The 23,511-nt window shown below is 64.7% G+C and carries 22 protein-coding genes and 1 pseudogene; 11 read left to right on the top strand and 12 right to left on the bottom strand.

Annotation, left to right across the window (positions count from 1 at the left end; translation table 11 throughout):
* Positions 1-189 precede the first annotated feature (189 nt).
* Positions 190-339, top strand: coding sequence for a hypothetical protein (locus tag A5634_RS28170; protein ID WP_155769495.1), 150 nt, complete (start codon positions 190-192; stop codon positions 337-339).
* On the opposite strand, the gene A5634_RS11725 is transcribed toward A5634_RS28170, so the two are convergent.
* A complete protein-coding gene (locus tag A5634_RS11725; protein WP_216638732.1) occupies positions 326-1,252 on the bottom strand; it encodes an NAD(P)-dependent oxidoreductase in 927 nt (308 codons plus the stop codon). The two genes, A5634_RS28170 and A5634_RS11725, sit on opposite strands and share 14 nt — an antisense overlap.
* Positions 1,253-1,892: 640 nt before the next feature.
* Between A5634_RS11725 and A5634_RS11720 the strand changes: the two genes are divergently transcribed.
* Positions 1,893-2,714: a carotenoid biosynthesis protein gene (locus tag A5634_RS11720; protein ID WP_253861562.1), complete on the top strand. Its 822-nt coding sequence runs from the start codon at positions 1,893-1,895 to the stop codon at positions 2,712-2,714.
* A gap of 51 nt (positions 2,715-2,765) precedes the next feature.
* On the opposite strand, the gene A5634_RS11715 is transcribed toward A5634_RS11720, so the two are convergent.
* Positions 2,766-3,251: a DUF456 domain-containing protein gene (locus tag A5634_RS11715; protein ID WP_065144220.1), complete on the bottom strand. Its 486-nt coding sequence runs from the start codon at positions 3,249-3,251 to the stop codon at positions 2,766-2,768.
* A gap of 35 nt (positions 3,252-3,286) precedes the next feature.
* Positions 3,287-3,946, bottom strand: coding sequence for a TetR/AcrR family transcriptional regulator (locus tag A5634_RS11710; protein WP_065144219.1), 660 nt, complete (start codon positions 3,944-3,946; stop codon positions 3,287-3,289).
* A 120-nt stretch (positions 3,947-4,066) separates the two neighbouring features.
* Here A5634_RS11710 and A5634_RS11705 point away from each other — a divergent pair, with 120 nt between their 5' ends.
* The 3 genes and pseudogenes from A5634_RS11705 to A5634_RS30125 form a co-directional block, all read left to right on the top strand.
* Positions 4,067-4,753, top strand: coding sequence for a hypothetical protein (locus A5634_RS11705; protein WP_253861561.1), 687 nt, complete (start codon positions 4,067-4,069; stop codon positions 4,751-4,753).
* A complete protein-coding gene (locus tag A5634_RS11700) occupies positions 4,750-5,562 on the top strand; it encodes an SDR family oxidoreductase (RefSeq protein WP_065144217.1) in 813 nt (270 codons plus the stop codon). The genes A5634_RS11705 and A5634_RS11700 overlap by 4 nt, the downstream gene beginning before the upstream one ends.
* Positions 5,563-5,722: 160 nt before the next feature.
* A pseudogene (locus tag A5634_RS30125) lies at positions 5,723-6,580 on the top strand (PE family protein); the annotation flags it as partial.
* A gap of 368 nt (positions 6,581-6,948) precedes the next feature.
* Here A5634_RS30125 and A5634_RS27300 read toward each other — a convergent pair.
* The 4 genes from A5634_RS27300 to A5634_RS11680 form a co-directional block, all read right to left on the bottom strand.
* Positions 6,949-7,266, bottom strand: coding sequence for a DUF3761 domain-containing protein (locus A5634_RS27300; protein ID WP_081290368.1), 318 nt, complete (start codon positions 7,264-7,266; stop codon positions 6,949-6,951).
* A gap of 102 nt (positions 7,267-7,368) precedes the next feature.
* Positions 7,369-7,914: a TetR/AcrR family transcriptional regulator gene (locus tag A5634_RS11690; RefSeq protein ID WP_065144244.1), complete on the bottom strand. Its 546-nt coding sequence runs from the start codon at positions 7,912-7,914 to the stop codon at positions 7,369-7,371.
* Positions 7,915-8,342: 428 nt separating this feature from the next.
* On the bottom strand, positions 8,343-8,939 hold the full coding sequence (locus A5634_RS11685) for an RES family NAD+ phosphorylase (protein WP_065144215.1): 597 nt from the start codon (positions 8,937-8,939) through the stop codon (positions 8,343-8,345).
* The gene (locus A5634_RS11680; protein WP_155769494.1) at positions 8,936-9,640 is read right to left on the bottom strand and encodes a helix-turn-helix domain-containing protein; all 705 of its coding nucleotides are present in this window, start codon (positions 9,638-9,640) and stop codon (positions 8,936-8,938) included. Before A5634_RS11680 ends, A5634_RS11685 begins: the two co-directional genes overlap by 4 nt.
* 128 nt (positions 9,641-9,768) lie before the next feature.
* Between A5634_RS11680 and A5634_RS11675 the strand changes: the two genes are divergently transcribed.
* Both A5634_RS11675 and A5634_RS11670 read left to right on the top strand, forming a co-directional pair.
* A complete protein-coding gene (locus tag A5634_RS11675; RefSeq protein ID WP_065144213.1) occupies positions 9,769-11,022 on the top strand; it encodes an NAD(P)/FAD-dependent oxidoreductase in 1,254 nt (417 codons plus the stop codon).
* A 125-nt stretch (positions 11,023-11,147) separates the two neighbouring features.
* Positions 11,148-12,248, top strand: a complete 1,101-nt coding sequence (locus A5634_RS11670) for a ferritin-like domain-containing protein (protein WP_065144212.1) — start codon at positions 11,148-11,150, stop codon at positions 12,246-12,248.
* On the opposite strand, the gene mtnA is transcribed toward A5634_RS11670, so the two are convergent.
* Entirely contained in the window at positions 12,245-13,216 is a 972-nt protein-coding gene (mtnA, locus tag A5634_RS11665) for an S-methyl-5-thioribose-1-phosphate isomerase (protein WP_065144211.1), read from the bottom strand. The two genes, A5634_RS11670 and mtnA, sit on opposite strands and share 4 nt — an antisense overlap.
* A 71-nt stretch (positions 13,217-13,287) precedes the next feature.
* Between mtnA and A5634_RS11660 the strand changes: the two genes are divergently transcribed.
* On the top strand, positions 13,288-14,118 hold the full coding sequence (locus tag A5634_RS11660; RefSeq protein WP_065144210.1) for a class I SAM-dependent methyltransferase: 831 nt from the start codon (positions 13,288-13,290) through the stop codon (positions 14,116-14,118).
* Positions 14,119-14,154: 36 nt separating this feature from the next.
* Here the strand turns inward: A5634_RS11660 and A5634_RS11655 are convergent, their stop codons facing one another.
* Positions 14,155-16,770: a flavin-containing monooxygenase gene (locus tag A5634_RS11655; RefSeq protein ID WP_065144243.1), complete on the bottom strand. Its 2,616-nt coding sequence runs from the start codon at positions 16,768-16,770 to the stop codon at positions 14,155-14,157.
* Positions 16,771-16,893: 123 nt separating this feature from the next.
* On the opposite strand from A5634_RS11655, the gene A5634_RS11650 reads away from it, so the two are divergent.
* Positions 16,894-18,216 (top strand): VWA domain-containing protein, encoded by a 1,323-nt coding sequence (locus tag A5634_RS11650; RefSeq protein WP_081290366.1) that lies wholly within the window; start codon positions 16,894-16,896, stop codon positions 18,214-18,216.
* Here A5634_RS11650 and A5634_RS11645 read toward each other — a convergent pair.
* The gene (locus tag A5634_RS11645; RefSeq protein WP_065144208.1) at positions 18,213-18,590 is read right to left on the bottom strand and encodes an EthD domain-containing protein; all 378 of its coding nucleotides are present in this window, start codon (positions 18,588-18,590) and stop codon (positions 18,213-18,215) included. The two genes, A5634_RS11650 and A5634_RS11645, sit on opposite strands and share 4 nt — an antisense overlap.
* 64 nt (positions 18,591-18,654) lie before the next feature.
* On the opposite strand from A5634_RS11645, the gene A5634_RS11640 reads away from it, so the two are divergent.
* Positions 18,655-19,416 carry an alpha/beta hydrolase family protein gene (locus A5634_RS11640; protein WP_065144207.1) on the top strand — a complete coding sequence of 254 codons (762 nt, stop codon included), beginning with the start codon at positions 18,655-18,657 and terminating at the stop codon, positions 19,414-19,416.
* A 3-nt stretch (positions 19,417-19,419) separates the two neighbouring features.
* Here the strand turns inward: A5634_RS11640 and A5634_RS11635 are convergent, their stop codons facing one another.
* On the bottom strand, positions 19,420-22,017 hold the full coding sequence (locus tag A5634_RS11635; protein WP_253861565.1) for an AAA family ATPase: 2,598 nt from the start codon (positions 22,015-22,017) through the stop codon (positions 19,420-19,422).
* Positions 22,018-22,124: 107 nt separating this feature from the next.
* Positions 22,125-22,313, bottom strand: a complete 189-nt coding sequence (locus tag A5634_RS11630; RefSeq protein WP_253861560.1) for a hypothetical protein — start codon at positions 22,311-22,313, stop codon at positions 22,125-22,127.
* 130 nt (positions 22,314-22,443) lie between these two features.
* On the opposite strand from A5634_RS11630, the gene A5634_RS11625 reads away from it, so the two are divergent.
* Positions 22,444-23,472 (top strand): AbrB family transcriptional regulator, encoded by a 1,029-nt coding sequence (locus tag A5634_RS11625; protein WP_065144204.1) that lies wholly within the window; start codon positions 22,444-22,446, stop codon positions 23,470-23,472.
* The last annotated feature ends 39 nt before the right edge of the window (positions 23,473-23,511 follow it).

Below are 23,511 nucleotides of genomic sequence, written 5' to 3'. Positions count from 1 at the left end.
GAGCATCCGTCGCCCACAACGGCGGCCCGCAGCACGCCTGCTGTTCTCCGGGTCCAATTGCCGCGGCTGCGCTTCGACACCCACCAACCGGAACGTCGCGCCCTCAGTCCTGCTCCGATACGACGCGCCCCACCGCCACTACGTGGCGGCGGGGTCCAAATTCACGCGGTCGGCCTTCATGGCGCGTCAGTGGGCAACATCGTCCAGGCCGTTGCCGCCGGCGACGACACCCGGCGTGATGAAGTCTGCGATCTGATCCTTCGCAGCATCGATGTTCTCGTTGATTTGCGCATTGGGCCACTTCTTCCCCGCTACGAGCAGCGCGTCAGCTACCGGTAACCACCGCGTTCGACGGCGATCCTCCACTCAGGAACGTGCGTATCTGTTCTGCGGCCACGGCGTAGCAGAGGGCGTTCGTTCCCGGCACGGTCCGCGCCATGTGAGGGCTAATGATCGTGCCTGGGCAAGCCCAGAGGCGATGGTCTTGCGGCAGCGGCTCAGGCTCAGTGACGTCGAGGGCCGCCCGCAGTCGCCCGGTCTGCAACTCCGCTACGAGTGCGTCGGTGTCAACGATCTTGCCGCGGGCGGCGTTGACGACCAGGGCGCCATCCGGGAGTGCACCGAGGAATGCCACGTCGACCATGCCCTGCGTCGAGTCGGTTAGGGGCGCAGTAATAACGACCGCATCGCACGTCGGCAGAATCTCGGGCACTGCTTCTGGGCCGAGCACGCCGCCGCGTTCCCGACTGGCAACAAGGACAGGTAGAGCGTCGAATGCCCGCAGTCGCTCGGCGACGGCCCCACCAATTGCACCCGCTCCGAGAATCAACACCCGGCTCCCGGCGAGAGTGTCAGCGGCAACGCGACGATGCGCCCACGTGTGCTCCCGCTTGAAATCTACGAGCGCCGGCCACTGACGGTAGAGGCACAGGATCGCTGACAGCACCCACTCGGAGACGGGTCCGGCATGTGCCCCGCGGGCGGTGGCCAGGATGACGTCAGGCGGCACGTCAGAAGCCCACTCGTCGGCCCCCGCGGACAGAAGCTGAACCATGCGGAGGCCGTGGAGTTCTTTCAACAGCGGGATCGGGCGATGGCTGCTGCGGTACGGCGGGGTCAGGATCGCAGCGTCGCGCTGCTCAGGAGAGAGTGGCCCGCTGGGGTCGTAGGTGACGACCTCGAGTCCGTCGACGCGACCGAGCAGGTCAACGCCGACTCTGTCGTCGTCCTCGTGACTGACGAGCACTCGCATCGGAATGTTTCTCCTCAGTTGCCGGTCGAACGGACGGGTGAGCGGCGAAGTCGCCAGACCGGGAACCATACTGCTACCGGATGCGGGTCATGCTCCTTCCGACCCACCCCAACGCGCCTCGCACGTCAGCACCTCGTTGTCACACCGATGTCACAACTGAGGCCCACAACCCCGGACTTGGGCGGACAGGACCAGATGATTCGCCCAGCTCGACAGACCAGCGCAAACCTCGACAGAGCCGACCAGACGCCGCCGTTCGACTTCCCAAGCTGAATACGCGGGTTCGATTCCCGTCATCGGCTCCATATCTAGCAGGGCATTCGCCCACTCCACGCAACTGCCAGCGGCGCGCGGTCCCGTAGCGGTCCCGTAGTTCGGGAGCTGAATGCCGCCGCGAGCATCGGCCGTTCCTTATGCCGCCGGAAATAGCTGAGATCCGCACCTCCCGGGCGATAACGTGAGCCAAGAAAGAATCGGCGTGCGTTGGGCGCACCGAACAGCACCGCGGAGGGTGCGCAACATGACTAGTGAAGAGACCACACAGCGGGTGGCAGCCGATACGCTGACGCGACTGCCTGGCCAAACGGAGGCGCGGTGGCGGATTCTCAGGGCATCCTGTTGGGTCTTACTCTGTCTCACGTTGCTCGCCGCAGTGGTCATGGCGGTGCGTCCGTCGCTGGCCGCGCAAGCCGCGGGGGCCCAAATGGCCTTTCTCATTCTGTTTGTTGTCATCCATGCCTGGCTGGGCTACTCCGCGCGAGGCATGGCTGCATTCGTCGCCATCGCCGGCATTGTTGCGTTCGTAATCGAGGCAATTGGTGTCGCGACCGGTTTCCCGTTCGGCTCTTACACCCATCACTTACCGGGACCGAAACCCCTGGGCGTCCCCCCGGTGGCGGTCGTCAGCTGGATCATGTTCGGCTGGCTGGCCTTGGCGCTGGCGCGCGTGATCATGCGACCTGTCCCAGGTACGGCGGTCGGTGGCGCCGAACGCTTTACGACGCCCATCGTGGCAACATTCATTCTTGGGGGTTATGACCTGGTCAACGACCCCATCGGGGCGACGGCGCACGATTATTACTCCTATCACCACCCGACCGGCGCGCTGGGAGTTCCACTGACGAACTTCCTCGGCTGGCTACTGACGGGCTGGTTGATCTTCCAACTTGTAGCCCTCGTCGAAGCGCGATTCCCCGGAAGGCCCGTCACCCTAACCCGCACGTACTGGCTGCTGCCGTGCCTGTTCTGGCTTTCCACCACCACCCAGGTCTTCATCAGCCTGATGCATCCGCCCGACGGCGTCGCCGTCCGCGGCGGCAAAACTATCCAGATTGCCGACGTGTACGAATCGGGCGCATCGGCGGCGCTATTCACAATTCTTCTGACTGGGATCATGGCGCTGACCTGCCTGTACAGTCGTCAGCCCTCGAAGATCCGTCGTTCCTCTACAGAAGAGGCTTAGAACACAAAATCGATGGAAACCATTCGGGGTAAAACGCTCTCAGCCGGGCGCCTACTGGGTTAGATACACCCCGAACGCCCACGCGACGGTGGCGAGCAATGCAGCAGCCAACTCGATACCCATCGACAATGCGACACCTTTCACGGCGTGCTTTGTCGAGGTCCATGCCAGCCGCTGGTCTCCGCGGCTGGCCAGCTCGGCCACGTAGACACCCAGCACGAAGCCGATCACCAGGCCGATCACCGGAATTACGAAGAAACCAATGATGCCCACAATCGCGCCCGACACAAGACTCAGCGTGCGCACGTCGGCGGCCCGCATCCGCTTCACGGGCCAGGTGTATTTGATCAGTGTCGCCACACCGAGCAGCGCGGCCACCACGCCGAGCGTCACCCACGCGGTGATGTTGTTCTCGACGACGGCCCACACCACGATCGCGGCGAACACCAGCAGCGTGCCCGGTAATAGCGGCAGCACAATGCCGATGATTCCGACGGCGATCGCGAGCGCTACGAGGACGATGCCGGCAGCACTCATGTTTTCAACGTATCTCTCGACTGGTTACCGAGCCCTTAAGAGGACATCCGCCTGGCCTGCGCCACCTGCGCGGCACCGTTTCCGGTAATCAGCCACAGCGTCGCGATGCTCTGAACCAATTGCTCTTTGGTAACTCTGGCGCGACCTTCCACGAATGCGAGTATCGCGTCGGCGGTGCCGCCGATTATGAATGCGGGCGCCACCTCAGCCAGCGGATCGCTTTCGAGTTCGACGTCGTGCACGGTGCGGGCGTGCTCGACGAGTACCCCGGTCAGACCGGTCATGATGTCCTCGCGGTGGCGCTGTAAAGCGGGCGATAACACCGCTGAGCCCAATAACACCCTCGCGCGCCGCGGATCATCGGCCAGCGTGTCCACTAGAGCCGTGACCGTTGCGAGTGCCTGCACTGCCAGCGGCTCAGTCGCACTGGCTGCAACCGCCTCTAATGCCACCAACCGCACTTGCTCGGCGATGTCGTCAACCACGGCCGTGGCAACGGCGTCGAGGTCGGAGAAGCTTTCGTAGAAGTAGCGTTTGTTCAGCCCGGCCGCGGTACACAACTTGTCGACTGTGACGCCGCGCCAGTCGCCATCAGTGAGCACGTCGAGGGCGGCTTCGGTCAGCCGGCCTCGACGATCGCGCCGCCGAATGTCTGCCGACCGACCGGCATACATGCGCGAGGTGGCGTCAGACACCGCTCGATCGTCGCACTTTCTCGTCAATCCACCGCTCTTGACTGACTTCCTCTTATCTGGCACGGTTTCGAACCAGATACTTCTGGTACGAAATGGTGTCAGATAACTTAAAGGAGAACCGTGAGCCCCTCACCACAGGTACATCCCGTCGGCACGGTGGCGGCCGTCGATGCCGGCACGTCCGCGCTGCGCGATTTGCGCGAATTAGCGCGCGTTGCACCGGTTCTGGCGCAACGCCAAGGCTGGGACTACCTCAGGGAGTTGGGCAACCGCGGACGACACGACCAGCTCGCGGCTCTGTTCGGGCGCGGCGATGCACCAGAAGAGATCGACGGTGCGCTGGAAGGCCTGATCGTCGGCAAGCTGTTCGGCATTCCCGAGGCACACCTGGCCAACCCGCTCCTCAAGATCGAGCCGACCTGGCGTGGCAAATCCTTCGATCACGCCAGAGGGACCGGTTTCAACCGGCTCGCACCGATCGCCCGACTGGTCATGCCGGTCATTGCACCGGGATATCGCGGCCTGCGCCGCGTGGGCTCAGAGGTCAACGGGTTTCACTTCGATCACCGGCTCGACACGGCTGCGGTCGCACCGTTCATCACGGTGCGCGCGTTGGACTATTCCGTTGAGGCCTATCGCAATCCGAGTGTGCGCACGTTCCCGATCAAGCGCACCAGGGACGAGATCGTCGAGCTGACACCAGGCCTCTATCTGGGTCGGGCACTGCTCACCATGCCCAACGGTGAGGTTCGGCTGATCGCCTATTTCGCACTGCGGCAATTCAGCGACGAAGCCGTTGACGCATGATCGATCTGGCAGGAGCGGTCGCGTGTGTCACCGGCGGCGCACGGGGCATCGGTCAAGCCACCGCAGCAGAGCTGGCTCGCCGTGGCGCTCGGGTGTGGATCGGCGATCTCGACGTTGACGAAGCACGACGTACCGCTGACCGGATCGGCGCTCGCGCAGTGCATTTGGACGTCACCGATCCCGACAGCTTCGCCGCGTTCCACACCGCGGCAGCCAGCGAGGACGGACCCATCGCGATGCTGGTCAACAATGCCGGTATTCAGTACATGGGGCCGTTCGCCGAGCAAAGACTGGAGTGCTACCACCGTGAGGTCGCCGTGAACCTTGGCGGCGTTATCAATGGGATGCACGAGTTCCTGCCCGGCATGCTCGAACGGAATCACGGCCACATCGTCAACGTCGCTTCGATGGCGGCGAAAGTGACCACTCCTGGGATGTCGGTGTACTGCGCCACCAAATATGCCGTCGCGGCGCTGTCACGCGCCGTCAGAGCCGAGATTGCACGAACGCATGTCACTGTGACGACGGTGTTTCCGACCGCGGTCCACACCGAGCTCACCGCGGGAGTTTCGCTGGATCTGTTACCGACCCGACAACCGGCCGACATCGCCGTTGCGATTGCCGACAGTGCCCGCCGCCCACGCAACGAGATCACCGTGCCGCGCTGGCTGGCACCGTTTGGGGCGCTCGAAGAAGCAACCCCGGAGCCGCTGCTGCAGCGCGTCAAAAGCCTTGTGACGCTGAGGAAACCGCCAGGGCATTACGACCCCGTCGGCCGACGCGCCTACCTGGACCGCATCGGCCGTTGACCATCCTGGGCCAGGCTGCGCGCTGTTCCCTGTCGAACTCGAAGCAGAGTGCGCAATTTTGTCCGAGCGCAAAGTAATCCGCGTACGCTAAGCAGTCTCAGGTCAAATCCTGATGAAACACATATTTGCCGGTGCGTCGGCGGCGCAACGGGAGGCAACAATGTCGTACTTGGCGGCGGCTCCGGACTTGCTAGCTTTGGCGGCAACGGACCTGTCTAACATCGGCTCTAGGCTCGTCGCGGCCAATGCCGCGGCAATAGATCCAATTACCGCACTGGCCCCCGCTGCGGAAGACGAAATATCGGGGGCCGTTTCGTCCTGGTTTGCCGGCCACGCGCGCGACTACCAAGTGCTGAGCGACCAGGCCGCCGTGTTTCATGCGCAGTTCGTACAGGTGTTAAACGGAGCGGGCAGCGCCTACGCGGCCGCTGAGGCTGCTAGTGGCTCGCTGCTGCAGACCGTGGGGCAAGACCTCTTGGCGGTGATCAACGCTCCCACCAATTTGCTGCTGGGACGTCCGCTGATCGGTGACGGCGCCAACGGGACAGCGGCCAACCCCAATGGCGGAGCCGGCGGGTTGTTGATCGGCAACGGCGGCAACGGCTTTTCGGAAGTGGGCAACCCCGGAGTGGCCGGCGGTGCCGGCGGGGCTGCGGGTTTGATCGGCAACGGCGGGCTCGGCGGCGTCGGCGGGACCGGCGCAACGGGCGGGGCCGGCGGCGCCGGCGGTTTCATATACGGAGATGGCGGCGCCGGCGGCAGCGGCGGAGTGGCCTCGCGGGCCGGTGGCGTAACGGCCTTCACCGGCGGCGCAGGCGGGGTCGGCGGCGCCGCAGGGCTGTGGGGCGCTGGTGGCAGCGGCGGACACGGCGGCAACAGCGGACCTAACAATGCGACGCTCTCAAGCGGCCAAACCACACCCATCGTCCTGAACGGCGGTAGTGGCGGTGACGGTGGGCGCGGCGGGTGGCTTCACGGTCAGGGCGGGGCTGCCGGGCAAGGGGGCACTGGCAGTACGGCCGGAGTTGTCAACCTCACCGCCGGTTCGAGTTTTACGCTCCTCAACAACACCCCCGGCAGTGCTACCGTCGCCTTCCTCATCGGCCCCGGCGGCACTGTCACATCCATCAGTCCGGCGGGTGCGACGATGGCCACCGGCGGCACGATCCCGGTGGCCCTCACATTCACGAGCGGTAATACCAGCGGCGATATCTCTGTGTTACAGCTACCCCCTGTCGCCGGTGCCATGGGTCAGGCAGGCAACCCCGGGGCCAACGGGTGGCTATAGGGCCCCACGGCTAGCAGGCTTACCCAGCCCTGCGCTACGCGTGCGGTGCACATCGGGCCGTCACGTCCCTGTCCGCGGCGGATTCAGCCGTCAACCGCTCAGTTCGACAGCCACCGCTGTACCCCGCGGTGTCCCGAGCAGGTACCGCTGCGGTGGGTACCGAATGAATAGGTGCCATCTCGGCAGATCGCGGTAGCCCCGGGGGGTGGCCCACCGCTCTCCAGCAGGCCCGGAGCGCCGTTATTGGGCAGACCCGACGACGGGCGGGAGATGCATTGCCCGTCCGAGTTTTCGTAGTAGCCGGTGCTACAACTGGCGAAAACCGTTGTCGGTGCGCTCCCGACGAATGCCGGCGAAACGAAAAGCGCCAACGCGCCAATCGCGGTCGCGAAGATTGATAGAACTCGAACGCGCATACCCCACCCCACACGAAACTGCATTGGTTGCTGAGCGCCCGAAGCCCGCGGGTCAGCGTAATGCTTGCGTGATTCGAGCGCGGGAGTTTGGGTGTTTGGACCCTAATTGAAGGCCGGTGCGACGAATCGTTGCACGATTTGGTGTTCGATTTCGCTATTGCCGATAGGCCAGTAAGCCAGCGACATCACGACGCGAACGATCCATTGGGCGGCCGCTGGGTCGTCGTCGGTTATCCCGGTGAGATCGGCGGCGAGGCGGCCCAGCACCGGCGACGAAGGAAGCGCGGTGAAATCGCGGCCTGCGCTCAAACCGGTCATCATCTGACGTATCGGATCTGATCGAATGTGTTCCAGCGCAACCGTAATCGCCTTTACTACTCGCTCCGACCCACTCAGGCCATCGACTGCATGCCGAACCGAGTCGACGATGCGAGCTGCAAGACGCACTAGAACTGCGTCGCGTATCTGGGCTTTGCCTCCGGCGTAGCGATAGATCGTGGCTCGCGAACAGTGCACTCGTGCGGCCAAGACGTCGATGTCGAAGGCGTCCAGGCCGTCGCGGACGACCATGTCGGTGGCAGCGGCATAAATGCGCTCCGCAGCAGCAGTACGACGCTCGCCTCCGATGAGCCAGTCGTCTCGAACCACAGGTTCTCCCTCCATACGCAACGGGCCAATCGTCTCAGGGCTGAGACAAATTTGGGAATTGAAGCGGTCACTGTGCCTGGAGGCATGTGTCTGTTTGCCCGGCTCTGAGCGACTCCAGTCTGGTGCGCCGCGCGGCCCAGACGATTTGTCGCGCAGAGGCGGGCAAAGTGAGTGGCACTCTGCAGAGCCGGCCGAGCCACGGCGGCGGCGCACCCGACCCGGCGCGGCCCGCCCCGGCCTCGGCCGTCTGTGTCTGGAGGCATGTGTCTGTTTGCCCGGCTCTGAGCGACTCCAGCCCGCCGTGCCGCGCGGCCCAGACGATTTGTCGCGCAGAGGCGGGCAAAGTGAGTGGCACTCTGCAGAGCCCCGGCGACGGCAAGAGCCACGCCTGCGTCGCCCACGAACCCGCAGCACCTCTTCAACGGCAACTACCGCGTCGCGGACGGATCTTCGAACAAGTCGTATCGCTCGGTGGACTTCCACTGCTCGAGCGCGCGGTGCGGTCTGCGCCGCCAGCGGACGTGCGCCGCCACCTCTGCAGGGGGCCGCGCTCCGTCTGTCAGATGGCCGGTCGGAATGTCTTCAGGTGCCAGCGGCTCGCTCAAGAATCCTGTCAGCAGTCGGACACCGAAAAGAATCAGGTTGTGGGTTCCCGGCAGCGCGGCCGAGGGCACGATCATCGCGTCCGCACCGGTGCCTTGCACGGTTTCGGCAAGTGCTTGTGTCGGGACGTAGTCCTCGCCGACGAGTTCCTCAGGCGTGAGCCCGTAGTCGGCGCAGTCGTCGAAGTCGACTCGCACAGCTTCCACGTCGACGATCGCCGTCCACAAGTTCAGGAGTAGATCGTCAGGATCCCCGCTCGGACCGATGTGGTGGCGCAGCATCTCGGCTGCCGGGCCTAATGGATGAAGACACAGGTACTGCACGGTATCCATTCCGGCGCGGTGGAACCTGCCGTCGCTCGCGCTGGGAAATGCCCACCACGGCGTGTCGTAGGCCGCGTGCCGAAAGACCGTGAACTTCATGCGGTCATTGCGCGGGCCTCGGTCGCCGTCGCAAGGAGCCGCGGATAGCGCAGCGGATCGTCGAGAAGGTCGATCGGGCGGCAGCCAAGCATCGGATGCTCCCGGTAGAACCACGCGACCACTCCCGGACCGGTAAACGAGTGGCGAAGCTGGTTAACCACCTGACCGAGCACACGGATGCGTGCGGCGTCGTCGGCACTCGGGCCGGTCCCGTCATCGGCAAGCCAGCGCTGTAGCTGGCGCACGGACACTCCCAGCAACTCGGCGAGCGTCTTCTGCGGGGTTGCCAAGACGTCGGCGGTGTTTGCCAGCACGACTCCGACGGGCGCGTCGTCGCTGTAGGGCTGGTTTTCGACGATGTCGCGTAGCGCATGGCGGAACTGCTCGAGCGCGATACGGACATCCCGGCGTTGCTGTTCAGGGTTGTCGTGGCGGAGCGCTTTTTGTGCACGAAAGGCGGCGGCCCACAGACTCGTCGTCAGATACGGGTCGGCTTTGAGACGTGATGGCCTGGCAGCGTCCAGTTTTCGATCAAAGCTGTCGATCAGCTGGCTGACTTCATCCGGAACCGTAGCCGACCGCTGCAGCAGCCTGGTGGTGTCGTTAACGCTTTGAAGCAGGTCGCTGAGTCCGGTTTCCAGCGTCGTCGTAGTCATGTCGCTATGATACGACATATTTGCGCATGCCGCATGCTCCGCCATCCACCGTCTCGTCGGGCGCTGTTGGGTAGCCACAAATCCTCAGACGCGCATTGTCCGGCCACCGCAAGAACTTTCACGCGAGGCCGTCCACCATCGAAGTCAGAGACACGTGAAGGGTGGAGGTTGCAATGGTTGACGTTGATGATTTCGACGGTGAGCCCCGGTCAGTGATCGTTATCGGTGCGGGCATCATCGGGTTGTCGACGGCATGGTTTCTTCAGGAACGCGGCATCGAGGTCACCGTCGTCGACCGAATTGGTCCGGGCGCGGGTGCTTCGTGGGGCAACGCCGGTTGGATCGCGCCGAGTTTGACGATTCCGCTCAACCAACCGTCGGTGCTGGCCGAGGGATTGCGGTCGCTACTGAAACGTAATGCGCCACTACATATCCCGAAGACCGCCGATGCGGGTTTGGCCATGTTCCTCGCGCGATTCGCAGCCAACTCCCGGCGTTCGGCATACCAGCGAACGGTACAAGCAAACCTCGCTCTCAACGAGGAAAGCTTGGAAGCCTTTGATGTGCTCACCGGCAACGGCGTCGACGTGCCGATGACGACCTCTCCGATCACCGCGGTTTTCGAGAACACCGCGCAGGCGCAACGACTGCTGAACGAACTGAGCCGACTCGAAGAAGCCGGACAGACCATGCTCATGACCGGCATCACCGGCAGCGCACTCTACGAGCAGGTCCCATTGGCTTCCTCGGTGGCGGCCCTCGGGCTCAACATCCACCGCCAGCGCCATGTTGACCCCGGTCGCTTTGTGCGGGCACTGTCCAAGTCGGTCGTCCAGCGCGGCGGGACGGTTCGGGAACTCGACGTCGTCGACGTGGTGCCTTCGCGCAGGGACGTCACGGTTTTCACAAGCCGTGGTGATGCGCTGACCGCCGACGCGGCCGTGATCGCAACCGGCGCCTGGCTGCCGCGCCTGGCCGGCCGCTGGATCAACGTGCCGCTGCGAGCCGGCCGCGGCTACTCGTTCACGGTTCCCATCGAGCGACCGATGCCGAGTCCGATCTACCTGCCCGCGGCACGAGTCGCGTGCACGCCGTACCGCGGTGCGATGCGGGTGTCCGGCACCATGGAATTCCGCGATCCGGACGAGCCCGGTGCGCCCGAACGGGTGCAAGCGATCATCCAATCGGTGCGACCCATGCTGCACGGGGTGCGATGGGGTGCGCGCAGCAACGTCTGGGTCGGCTCGCGACCCGTCACCGCCGACGGCAGGCCACTGATCGGGCAAGTGGCACAAGGGATTTACGTCGCGGGAGGACACGGCATGTGGGGCTTCACGCACGGCCCGGTGACTGGTCGGCTGCTGGCCGAGCAGATCAGCACCGGAAAAGAACCTCAGGGGCTGTGGGAATTCAACCCTCTGCGGTAGCCCAGCGGGGGGACAGCGGCGGCCGGCGCCGCTGTCCCCGGAGGGAGTTGACGCCGACGCCCCCGCGGCGCAGTGTGATACACGTCACGTGACCACCGGTCGCAGAGGCGGAGAGGCGGCGACTCATGAGCACAAAGGACAAGTACACCGAGGTGCCCGCGCCGTACTCGTGGGAGGTGCAAAGCGCCGGGGACGCGCGCTTCACGTGGGAATACGACGATGGGCGCGCCCGACTCCTTTCCCTCTACCAAAAGGGCAAGGACAAGCAGTGGGATGCCCAGTCGCGCATCGACTGGACACAAGACGTCGACCCGAACAACCCGATCGGTCTGCCCGACGAGTTCCATCCACTGTTCGGCAGCCCGATGTGGGAGTCCGCAACCGCAGCACGCCGCGACGAGATGCGCCGGCACTTCCAGGCCTGGCAGTTCTCACAGTTCCTGCACGGCGAGCAGGGCGCGATGGTGTGCGCGGCCAAGATCGTGGAGGTCGTCCCCGACCTTGACGCAAAGTTCTACGCGGCCACCCAGACGATGGACGAGGCCCGGCACGTCGAGGCTTTTTCGCGGTTCCTCCAGGAAAAGATCGACCTGGTCTACCCGATCAACACGCACCTGACCGCCCTGCTGGAGGACACCCTGCGCGATTCCCGTTGGGACATGCCCTATCTCGGCATGCAGGTCCTCATCGAGGGACTCGCGCTCGCCGCCTTCGGGGTGTTGCGCGACATGGCGGCGCCGGACTCGCTGGCCAAGCAGGTACTGGCCTATGTGATGCAGGACGAGGCCCGCCACGTCGCCTTCGGCCGAATCTCGTTGAAGGACTACTACTCCGCGCTGACCGAAGCCGAGCGAGACGAACGGGAAGAGTTCGTCGTCGACGCCTGCTACCTGATGCGCGACCGGTTCCGCGGCGAGGAAGTCTTCGAAACCCTCGGCATGGACGTCCAAGCGTGTGCCAACTGGCTAGACACCTCGCCGCTGATGATTCAGTTCCGTGCACACCTGTTCAGCCGCATCGTGCCGATCGTCAAGGACATCGGTTTGTGGGGCGACAAGGTGCAAAAAGCCTTCTCGGATATGGGCGTTCTCGACATGGCCGGCTCCGACATCGATGCGCTGATGAAGGCCGACGAGGATCAGGCCGCCGCCTTGGACAAAGCACACGCCGAGATGGCCGACCGGGCCCTCGAGGTGGACCAGGTGATCGCGGCCGGGGCGAGCTAACTCGGCGGCCGGTAGCGGCCGTGCTCGGTGACGACGGCGGAAATCAACTCCGCGGGAGTCACATCAAAAGCGGGATTGAACACGCGGGCGTCCGGCGGCGTAATCGCAGCGCCGACAAAGGTTTTGAGTTCTTCTGGCGCGCGTTCCTCGATAGCGATCTCGGCACCGGTGAGTAGCGACTTGTCGACGGTGGACGACGGCGCGACCACCACCAGCGGCACGTTGTGGTGATGGGCCGCAATGGCCAGGCCGTAGGTGCCGATCTTGTTGGCGACGTCGCCATTGGCCGCGATCCGGTCGGCGCCGACCAGCACACAGTCGACAAGGCCGCGCGCCATCGCCGCGGCCGCGGCGGCATCCGGTTGCACCCGGTAGGGCACGCCGGCTTGCGCCAGTTCCCATGCCGTGAGCCGGGCGCCCTGCAGCAGTGGACGCGTCTCGTCGACCAGCACCGAGTCGACCAATCCGCGCTCGTGCAGGTGCCAGACGACACCGAGTGCACTGCCCCAGGCCACCGTGGCCAGATGCCCGGCGTTGCAGTGACTGAGCAGCCGCAGCGGGCGGCGATCGCACAGCTCGAGAACGATGTCGGCGGCGTGGGCGGATGCGGCGCGGTTGAGTCGTTCGTCCTCATCGAGGATTTCGCACGCTTCGGCCAGCACGGCTTCGGCGCCTTCGTCCAGCTTTTGCAGCGCGCGGGCGACTCCCCAGCTCAGGTTTACCGCGGTAGGTCTTGCCTGTGCGACGCGCTCGGCGGACGCGCGCACGTCGCCTCCCTCGCGGACCGCCAGCACAACGCCCAGTGCGCCCGCCGCGCCGAGTGCCGGGGCGCCCCGCACGGCCAGGCGGCGGATCGCGTCGATCAGTTCGTCGACGGTGCGCAGCTCGAGAATGCGGTAGTCGGCCGGGAGCGCGGTCTGGTCGATGATGGTGACCGCGTTGCCGTCCCAGTCGATGGTCCTGTGCACGAGCCGACCTTACGGGTTGGATCCGTCTGCGTACGAGTGACATAGTTCATTAATCGGATTGTCGCCGCTGAGTGAAGGAGCGCGACTTGAGCCACGACGATAGCCAGAGCGACAGTTACTTCTGGAGCGACCATCAAGCCGACGATGAACTCACGCGCTTAAGACTGATTGAGCAGTTCAACGACCCGTCGACGCTTCGTCAACTTGACGCGATCGGTGTCGCTGACGGCTGGCGATGCCTTGAAGTGGGCGCTGGCGCCGGATCCGTGGTGCGATGGCTTTCGCAACGAGTCGGTCCGGCCGGCAATGTGGTTGCCGCTGACATTGATTTGCGGTTTCTCGGAGACATCAGCGCACGAAACGTCGAAGTGCGTCGTTGCGACATCACTCAAGATGCCATCGAGCCGTCATCGTATGATCTTGTGCACGCGCGAAATGTCTTGATGCATCTGCGCGATCCGGTGGCGGTACTCCGTCGTCTGATCGCTGCGCTGAAGCCGGGTGGTTGGCTGATGGTCGAGGACGTCGACAACGGCACGGTTGAGGCAGCAGACCCGGCGCATCCGTGCGCGGCGGCGTTCGATCGTTGCGCTCAGGCACGGATCGCGTTCCTCTTGGCAAGCGGGGTTATGGATCTACGCTTCGCGCGTACCCTACCGGTCCACATCGAGCAGCTCGGCCTGATCGACGTGGGGAACGAAGGCGTTGCTCAAGTCGGTCCCGGTCGTAGTCCTATGTCGCAGTTGATGATTCATTCATTTCGGCCGATGGACGATGCCATGGTCGCCAACGGAGTCATCGCACAGTCCGACGCGTCCAACGCGCAGCGCGCCTTAAAAGACCCGTCATTCTTCTACCGGGGCGGCCTGATCGTCGCAGTGTGGGGTCGTAAGCCCGGATAACGAAAGCCGTGACCGCACGGAAGGCTCAAGAGACGCTTAGCCCGCCGTCTGCAGTGGTGCGCTCTTGGCGCCTGACCGAGTTTCCGAGGCCGCGAAGAACCCGCGTAGCGCGTCGGCAACCTGGGCCCGGATCGGCGCCCCGGAGACGACCATGTCGACCATCGTCAACGACAGGTGCGTGTGTCCGCGGGCGCGCACGTGCTGGGTGGGAACCCCCGCTGCGGCAAGGGCTTTCGCATATTCGTCGCCCTCGTCGCGCAGCGGGTCGAACTCCGCAGAGACCACGATCGCCGGCGGCAGGCCAGACAGATCCGGTGCACGTAGCGGGGCGATCCGGGGGTCGTCGCGTACTTGCGGATCGGCGTAATGGTCGAAGAACCAACGCATCAGCGGGGCGGTAAGACCGTAGCCATCGGCATTCTCGACGTAGGAACCGCGGGTTTGATCGGTATCGACGACCGGCGTCAGCAGCGCTTGCCCGACGATCGTCGGCCAACCGGTGTCCCTTGCCAATTGGCAGATCACGGCAGCGATGCCAGCGCCGGCACTCCAACCCAACACGGCCAGACGTCCGGGGATGCCGCCGAGTTCTTCGGTGTGCTCGGCAATCCAGCGCACCGCTGCCCAACCGTCCTCGAGCGCGGCGGGGAAGCGATGTTCGGGAGCGTGCCGGTAGTTCACCGACACGATGAGGGTGTCGCTGCCCACGCATAGATCGCGGCACAAGGGGTCGTCTGAGACGTGGTCGCCGAGAACCCAACCGCCGCCGTGGAAATAGACGACCACCGGGTGCGGTCCGGGGCTCGCCGGTCGGTATAGCCGGTAATCCAGCGGTCCGGCGGCACCGGGCAGGATGCCGTCCATGATTTCGCCGACGTCGGGTCCCGGCGGCCGGACGAGGTTCATCTCGTCCATGAAGGCGCGCGCCTGCGCGGGTGGCATCGACTCCAGGGGCGGCGGTTCCAGAAGTGCCATCTGTTCGAGGACCATCTGGACATCAGGTTGCAGCCGACGAATCACGCCGTCATGGCATTGCGAACCCTCCGGCCCAGACAGCTTGAATCCCAGGTAATCCCGGGCCACTAGCTCGTCGCACGCCGCCCGGTAGAAGTCGACACCGGCTGCGTAGGCCATGAAAGTGCGTGGCTTGCCCGGTATGTTCGCACCGACATACCACGAGTTCGCTTGCGGGAACAGGGTTATCGAAGCGGCGTCGTCTACGTGCTGCATCCAGCCGGCTTCGGCGAGCTTGGTCGGTTCGATCTGCTCGAAGCCGTGGGTGCTCACATACGTCATGGCGTCGGCGACGAAATCGACGTGCTGCTCAATGGATACCGCCATATTAGACAGCACCGATGGGCTGTGCGGGCCCGCGATCAGGAAGAGGTTGGGGAATCCCTCGGTCATCAGACCGAGGTAGGTGGATGGGCCGGGAAGCCATTTGTCTTTGAGCACAACGCCTTCCCGACCGACGATGTCGATCGCCGAAACGGCGCCGGTGATCGCGTCAAAGCCGGTGGCGAACACAAGCGCGTCGAACTCGAAAGACTCTCCGACGGTGTCGATTCCGGTCTCGGTGACACCCAGCATCGGTTGGTCTTGCAGGTTCACCAATCGCACATGAGGCAGGTTGAAGGTGGCGTAGTAGTTGGTGTCCAGGCACAACCGCTTCGAGCCGACCGGATAAGTCTTGGGACACAGCGTGTCTGCCGTCTTCGGATCGTGCACGATACCGCGAATCTTATCGTGTAGAAATTCGGCAAAGTCTCTGTTGGCCAACGGATTACTCATCACGTCGGCGTAGAGGTTGAGCACTTCCAGTAGTTCGCCGCGCTGCCAGGCGAGTTCGTATCGTTGCTGACGCTCATCAGCGGACACCGAGAACGCCGGGGTGATCGTCCGCTCCACCGGCACCCCGCCGAACGAGTACTTGGCCGCTTGGCGGTAGGCCGGGTCGTCGACCAGTTGAGCGAGCCGTTCCGGTGTAATCGGACCGTTGTGGGCGGGAATGGAAAAGCACGGCGTGCGTTGGAAGACCACCAACTGCGCTGCCTGCGCCGCGATCAGCGGGATGGATTGGATCCCGGACGACCCGGTGCCGACGACACCGACGCGCTTGCCGGTGAAGTCGACGGGTTCATGCGGCCAGCGACTGGTGAAATACACCTCCCGGGTGAACTTTTCGACGCCGGGGATGTCGAGCTCTTTGGGCACCGAAAGACATCCGGTCGCCATTACCAGGTAGCGACAGTCGATTTCGTCACCGCGATCGGTGCGCACGCGATAGCGCGCGGAACTGTCGTCCCAATGTGCATGGGTGACCCGGGTAGCGAATTGCATGTCGCGCCGAAGGTCGTGCTTGTCGGCAACGTGGTTCAGATACCGCAGGATCTCGGGCTGAGTGGCGTACTTCTCCGACCACTGCCAGTCCCGCGCCCAGTCCGAATCGAAGCTGAACATGTAATCGAGGCTCGGGATGTCTACCCGCGCGCCCGGATAACGGTTCCAGTACCAGGTGCCGCCGATGTCCTCGCCCGCCTCGAAGATGCGCATCGAGCGGCCCGCGAGCCGCAGCCGATGCGCGGCGTACAGACCGGCGAAGCCGGCACCCACGACGGCGACATCGACGGTGGTAAAAGGTTCATCAGCCATGTGCATCATCATGAACTTCAGTGCCCGTTTTGTTAAGGCCGAACAGACGTAAAAGCACCTCATTTCGGCACGAAAAGGGTGCTTTTACGGCTGCTAGCGCGACTACGCTGTACCCACTAACAGATGAATCGGAGGGTCATGCCCGAGCTGACCAAGGGCGCCAACGCGCCCGTGCCCACTGCCGAACTAGTCGTTGAAGTCAGCTGGCAGGGCGTCGGTGGCATCGACGCGGACGCCAGCGCGTTATTGCTGACCGCCGCGGGAAAGGTGCGTGACGACAGCGATCTGGTGTTCTACAACCAGCCCGCTTCGCGCGACGGTTCGGTCCGACACGCGGGCTCGCTGCCGTCCGGTGGCGACCGCCTTGTCGTCAACGCGCCCGCCGTCCCAGAAGTCATCGACCGCGTTGCGTTCGTCGCGTCCATTCACGACGCCACCGCCAAGCGACAATCGTTCGCGCAGCTTCCCGGCCTGTCGATCAAGGTGTTGTCCAGCGGCACACCGGTGGCGAGCTACTCGATCTCCGGCCTGACCACCGAGACCGGCCTGATCTTCGGCGAGTTGTACCGCAGGCAGGGCGCGTGGAAGTTCCGGGCCGTGGGTCAGGGTTACGACTCGGGACTCAAGGGAATCGCCACCGAGTTCGGCATTTCGGTTGACGACGAACCCGCCGCGCCGCCCCCCGCAGCACCGTCTGCACCGCCTTCGCCCAAGATCGACCTGAACAAGCAACGACAGATCAACCTGCGCAAGACTGTGTCGCAAAGTTCGCCGGTGCTGCTGAAGAAATTCGACGCCGCCAGTGTCTCCCTGGAGAAGCGCGGCTTCCTCGGCGAACGAGCCGAGGTGATCCTCGTGCTCGACGTGTCCGGCTCCTCACGCCCGCTGTTCAACAACGGCAGCTATCAAGAACTGGTCGACCGGTTCCTCGCCATGGCACTGCTTTTCGACGACAACGGCACCGTCGACACCGTGCTTTTCGATCACCGAGTACAAGAGGGCGAGCCGGTAACCCTGCACAACCGCGACGGCTGGACCGACCGCGCCATCAACCGTAAGAACATCTGGGGCATGACCAAGTACGCGCCGCCGATCGAGGAGATCGCCGGCGGATTGCAGCGCGGCGCGGCCTTACCGACCTTCGTCGCCTTCATCACCGACGGCGGCAACAGCGACCGAAAGAGTGCCGCGGAAGCTGTCCAGCGTGCCTCCGGCTTGCCGATGTTCATTCAATTCATGGCGATAGGCCGCGAGAACGACTTTCCGTTCCTACAAAAGCTCGACGAGCTGTCCGGCCGGGAGATCGACAATGCGGGGTTCTTCGCTATCGAACGGGTGACGGCGCTGAGCGACGAGGCGTTCTACGACAAGGTGATGACGGAGTTCCCGACCTGGCTCGCGGCCGCCCGCAGGGCGGGCATCGTGGGCGGGCCTCAACCGCGCTAGTCCCCCGCCACGATCTCGTGGTCGCGAACGAAGAACAGTGACGAGTTCTCCAGGTCGATAAACCTGCGTTCGTCTTCCAGCAACGCCCGGCCTGCCTGTCGTCCTTGGGCCGACGAGCTCGCCGCGATCATGTCTTCGATGCTGTCCCAATATAATTCGGCGACGCCGTCGTACGGCGGGACTTGGCAGCCCCGCGCCGCTGCCGCCGGATCGAGGCGCGAATCGGTGATGCCGTGCCCCTGGGTGTATCGGCGAATCCCCAATGTGGCTGCGTGGCTGCGCACCAGCGGTCCATGGCTTTCCAGCCAGTATCGGTAGAACTCGTCTGGTGACAACGTTGGCAAGCGCCTCAGACAAAACACGATCTTGATCATTCGGACTCCTCTACGGCGGGGCGCCGAACACCACCCCCCGCCTCCGGCATGGTAGACCTCACCCATGGGCGAACGTGTTACGTTCCCGAGCTCGACCGGACCGACGCTGGCGGGCATCGTCGACGAGCCGGAGGGCGCGGTACGCGGGTGGGGCGTGTTCGCGCATGGCTTCACCCTCGGTAAGGAATCGCCGGCCGCGGCCCGGATCTGCAAGCAGCTGGCGGCCGACGGGATCGGCATGCTGCGCTTCGACGCGCTGGGTCTTAGTGATTCCGAGGGGGATTGGGGTGACGGCTCGTTCACGGTGAAGGTCGACGACATCGTCAGGGCGTGCGAGTTCATGGACAGTCGCGGGACCCCGGCCGACATCCTGGTCGGGCACTCGTGGGGCGGTGCGGCCGTATTGGCCGCGGCGCGAGAGTCGCCCGGCGTGCGGTCGGTCGTCACGGTTGCGGCGCCGATCGACCCAAGCCACGTCGAAAAGCACTACGACGCAGTGGTGGACCGATGCCTGTCCGAGGGCAGTGCCGAGTGGATGGTCGGCGGACGCACCCTGACGCTCAAGCGCGCATTCGTCGAGGACGTCCGCGAGGCGCACTTACACGACAAGATCAAGAACCTGCGACTACCGCTGCTCATCCTGCACTCGCCCACCGACAATACGGTCGGCATCCAAAACGCGACCGAGATTTTCCGGTTGGCCCGCCACCCGCGCAGCTTCGTCTCCCTCGAAGGGTCTGACCACCTACTTACCACCCGCGGCCAAGCACGCCGAGCCGCCCGCATCATCGGCGCCTGGGCCGACGCCTACCTCGACGAAGACTAGGCGTTACGTTCGGTGCAGCAAGGCCGCGAGTTCCTCGCGGGTCGAGACACCGGTCTTTGCCATCGCCCGGTAGATGTGGCCCTCGACGGTGCGCACCGACAGGGTTAATCGTTCGGCCACGGCCCGGCTGGGTAGCCCTTCGCCGAGCAACAGCACGATTTCGTGCTCCCGTGAGGTCAGCGGAACGCGCATGCCGGCTTGCCGAAGCGCGGGGGTGGCCGCCCCGCCACACCGCTGTGCCAGGGCTTCGGCGCGCGTCGAGCAGCCCAGCGCTGATCCGCGCATGTCCTTGCGTCGATATGCGATGGCCGCGTGCGCGGCAGCATCCACCGCGGCGACCAAGTCACCCATCTCTTCGAATTCGGCTGATGCCGCGGCCAATTCGCTCCCATCGCCGGCGGAAAGTGCGACGGCGAACCGGGCGGCAACGCCGACCCGAGGACCTTCCACTATCGCTTCCAGTTGGCCCAGCCGGGTCGCGGTCGAACCGTCACCGAACTGCGCAGCCGTCTGTAAACACACTACCTCCGCACCGAATTGTCCATTGGCACAAGCAGTCTCGGCTGCAGCTCGGGAGACCTGAATCGCCTCGCTCACCGCGCCCTGGCTAGCGGCCACCCAGGCTTGCGCCAAAGCCCGTTCATACTCGACAAATCCATAGCTGCGATGGTGTTCGGCTTGCGCAGTTCCAAGCGCGGCGGCTGCCTCGGCGCTCAAGCCACACATCGCCAGCGCTGTGGTGAGCGGGATCAAATACCGGTACCGAAAACCGTTGGAGTCACCGGCAAATAGCTCGACAACCGTCTGCAACACGGATCGCGCTTCATCCAGCCGGCCCGATCCGACGGCGGCTCGTCCGATGATCGCGGCACTGAGCAACCGGGCCACACCGGGAATGTCGGCCGTCTGATTACGGGCCGACTCGCCCAACGCAGTCGCCTCTTTGAGCCGACCGCACTGCAGCAGCGCGCCAGCATGCCTGTCGAAGAGAAGCAGCGTCATGTGGGCAGCGGTTTCCATGCGGTCCGCACATTCATAGCCGACCTTGGCCGACCGATCCGCCCGGTCCGCGTGCCCGGCATCGCCGTTGGCGACAACCAGCGCCCACGTCGCCGACGAATTGAGGATGGCCGGCATGCTCGTGAGGTCGAGTCCAGCCCCGAAACTCAATGCCTTCTCCGGTTGCGCCATCGACGCCCAATAGATAGCCCAGTAGGCATCGCACCAGCCGCGTGTGGACGTCGTCGTGATTCGGGAGGCTTCTTCGAAAAGCTCTTTCGCTCCGTCGGGGTCACCCATCCCCCACAACTTGCCGAAGCCTCGCTGACCGAGTAGGTACACCTGGTCGGCCACGGTAAGTCCCTCGGTGGGAGTGCTGGCCACCACGGCATCGGCCTCGGCACCGCGGCCCTGCCAGGCCAGCGCAAACGAACGGATGCTGTACGCCTGAAGCCCTGCGCCCGCACGTATCGCGGCGGCCGCCAGTCGATCGGCCAACGGAGCGTCCGCCAGGAACATGGCGCCGTCGGCGGCGCGGACCAGCAAATCCGGGTCCGGCGCAAGATCGGAGTCGACACTCAACACCGCGCGCCGCACCACCGCTCGCACCTCGTCGCGGTCGTCGGACGCGGCCAATTCGGTGGCGACAAGTCCGCGTAGTCTACGCAATCTCGTTGCGGCAACCCGCTTTCGGCGCAGTTCTCCGTAAAGGGGGTGCGCTAGGCGCGCTTCCACGCCACCCTCGACGGTGTCGAGGGTGATCAACCCACGCACTTCGGCTTCCTCGATCGCTGCCGGGTCCGCTATCCGCGACAACGCCGCCAACTCGATCGGCTCGCCAACGGCGAGCATGTCCACCACGTCCCCGACAGCGCCGGGCAGTGTTCCCATCCGCGCCTCGATCAGCAAAGCGAGGCTCGGCGGCACCACCGGATCTCCGCTCCACCGCCAGTAGCCGTGTCGTTGCGCAAGCCGTCCGTCGGACACCTCTTGCTCGACGATGTTGCGCAAGTAGAGCACATTGCCTCGGGTCAGCCGCCAAAGGCGGTGCACCACGTCCGGATCCACCGGGCCGCCCAGCGCGGCCAACAGCAACTCCGCTGTTTCGTCGGCCGAAAGCGGTTGCAAGTCAAGGCGATCGAAACCTACACCACTCCAAACCTCTTGCACCGCAGCGGGAACCGATTCACCGCTACGGATCGTCAACACCAGCTTCGCGGCCTGTCGTTGGGCTATCTGGTGCAGCACGAAAGCCGAAAGCTCGTCGAGCAGATGCGCGTCGTCGACACCGATCACCACCGCCTGGCCTGCGCTCAGCGACTGAATTGCATCCCGCACCAGGTGAACCAACTGACTGCCACCCGGTTCCGGCAGGCTCACCCACGCGGCGAACGCCCCCAACGGGATCGACCGTGCTGATGCGCTGGCAACCGCCCAACGGGTCACACACCCTCCCCGGGCGGCGGTCGAGAGGGCCTCACGCACGATGCGACTCTTTCCGACTCCCGGCGCGCCGCAGACGATGATCCCGGGTGTTTCCGGTTCGGCGATCGCCCCCTCGACGACCGCCATCTCCTGTGCCCGGCCAATCAACGGCCACATCAAACGCACACGAAGAGCCTAGAAGAGGACCGTGCGCGCGCATAGGTCTCAGCTGATCGACTCCCGGAAATCGGCGCCTTGTTGCAGCGCCTGTGCTGCCTGGTCCCTTACTGTTGCAGCGCAGTGAGTTTCGCTTCGGCGATGCGGTAGACACCATCCAGGGACGCGTTCTCGACACCGACGTACTCGCAGATCAGTTCGCGGGCTACGCCGGCGTCGCGTAGCCGCAGCGCCAGTGAGTACGCCAATGGCAATTTGCGCAGTGCTTGCTCGCGCTCGCTGAGATCCTGAGCCACCGCATCAGCGTGCATCGAGCAGTTCGGCGGCGACCGAGTAGTGCGGTACTCGACTCCTCCGCGCTTTCGGTAAACAACCGCTCACCTGCGTATTAAGAATCCGCCAAGGCCGCTGCCGGAGGCTTCGCCCATGAACACGATCGACCTACTCATCGTTGCTCTTGGCTGCGGAGCCTTCGCCTGGTCGCTGGCGCGCTTCGCGCCCAAAGCCGTGTCTGGAGCAGGATTGGCCGCCCAAGGCGTGCTGGGCGTCTACACCGGGCTGATGGTGCGCGACATCTCGTTCGCTGCGCTGGGCTCGAACTGGACCGTGGTTGTCGCGGTCGCGATCAGCACCCTGATCATCAGCGTCGCCGGCGGCGCACTGCTCGGCCTGCACCGCGACGTCAGCCCCCTGACCGGTGGGCTCGCGCTGGTGGCCGGCGGGTCATCGGGACTGGTCGCCATCGCACGTGAACTCGGTGCCGACGACCGTGTCGTGGCCGCCGTTCAATATCTGCGCGTTGCGCTGATCACGGCCGCCATGCCCATCGTCGCGACGGCTTTCTATCACGGCACCGCGGCGCACAGCACGCAGACAAGCGAAACGCATTCGCTGCCTTGGTATTTCAGCCTGCCACTGATCGCGGTCATCGTGGCCGTCGGTGCAGCCGCCGGCCGCCGGGTACGTCTGCCAGGCTCCGGATTGATCGGCCCGATGGCAATCACCATCGCCCTGGAGTTCTGCGGACTCACCAGGGGCATGGCTGTTCCGATGGTGCTCTTCCAGGCCGCGATCCTGATGATCGTCTGGCAGACCGTGCTCGAGTTCGACCGCGACTCGCTGCGGTCGATTCGCCGGATCCTGCCGGGCGCCTTCTCCTTGATCATGGTGCTCAACGTCGCGGCGGCCGGTTTCGGGGTGGTGCTGTCCCACATGGCTCACCTGAGCATGCTCGACGGCTACCTTGCGACGAGCCCGGGCGGCATCTATGCGGTGCTGGGCACCGCCGCGGGTTCGGGCTCCAACGTGACGTTTGTGATGGCTTCCCAGGTCATCCGGGTTGTCCTGATGCTGTTCGCCGCGCCCCTGGTGGCCCGGCTGTTCATCAGGTTCACCCCGTCAGCCGCGCCCACGACGCGCTCGGCCGGCCGGACGCTGGTCCCCGTCGCCGCCTGACTTCTCCCGATCGCCGGCGCCGCAACGGGGTAAAAAACC

It is taken from the genome of Mycobacterium asiaticum (assembly GCF_001673365.1).
In the GTDB taxonomy this organism is placed as follows: domain Bacteria; phylum Actinomycetota; class Actinomycetes; order Mycobacteriales; family Mycobacteriaceae; genus Mycobacterium; species Mycobacterium asiaticum_A.
Note: the sequence above shows the minus strand (reverse complement) of the source record. Positions and strands in the feature narration are given on the sequence as shown.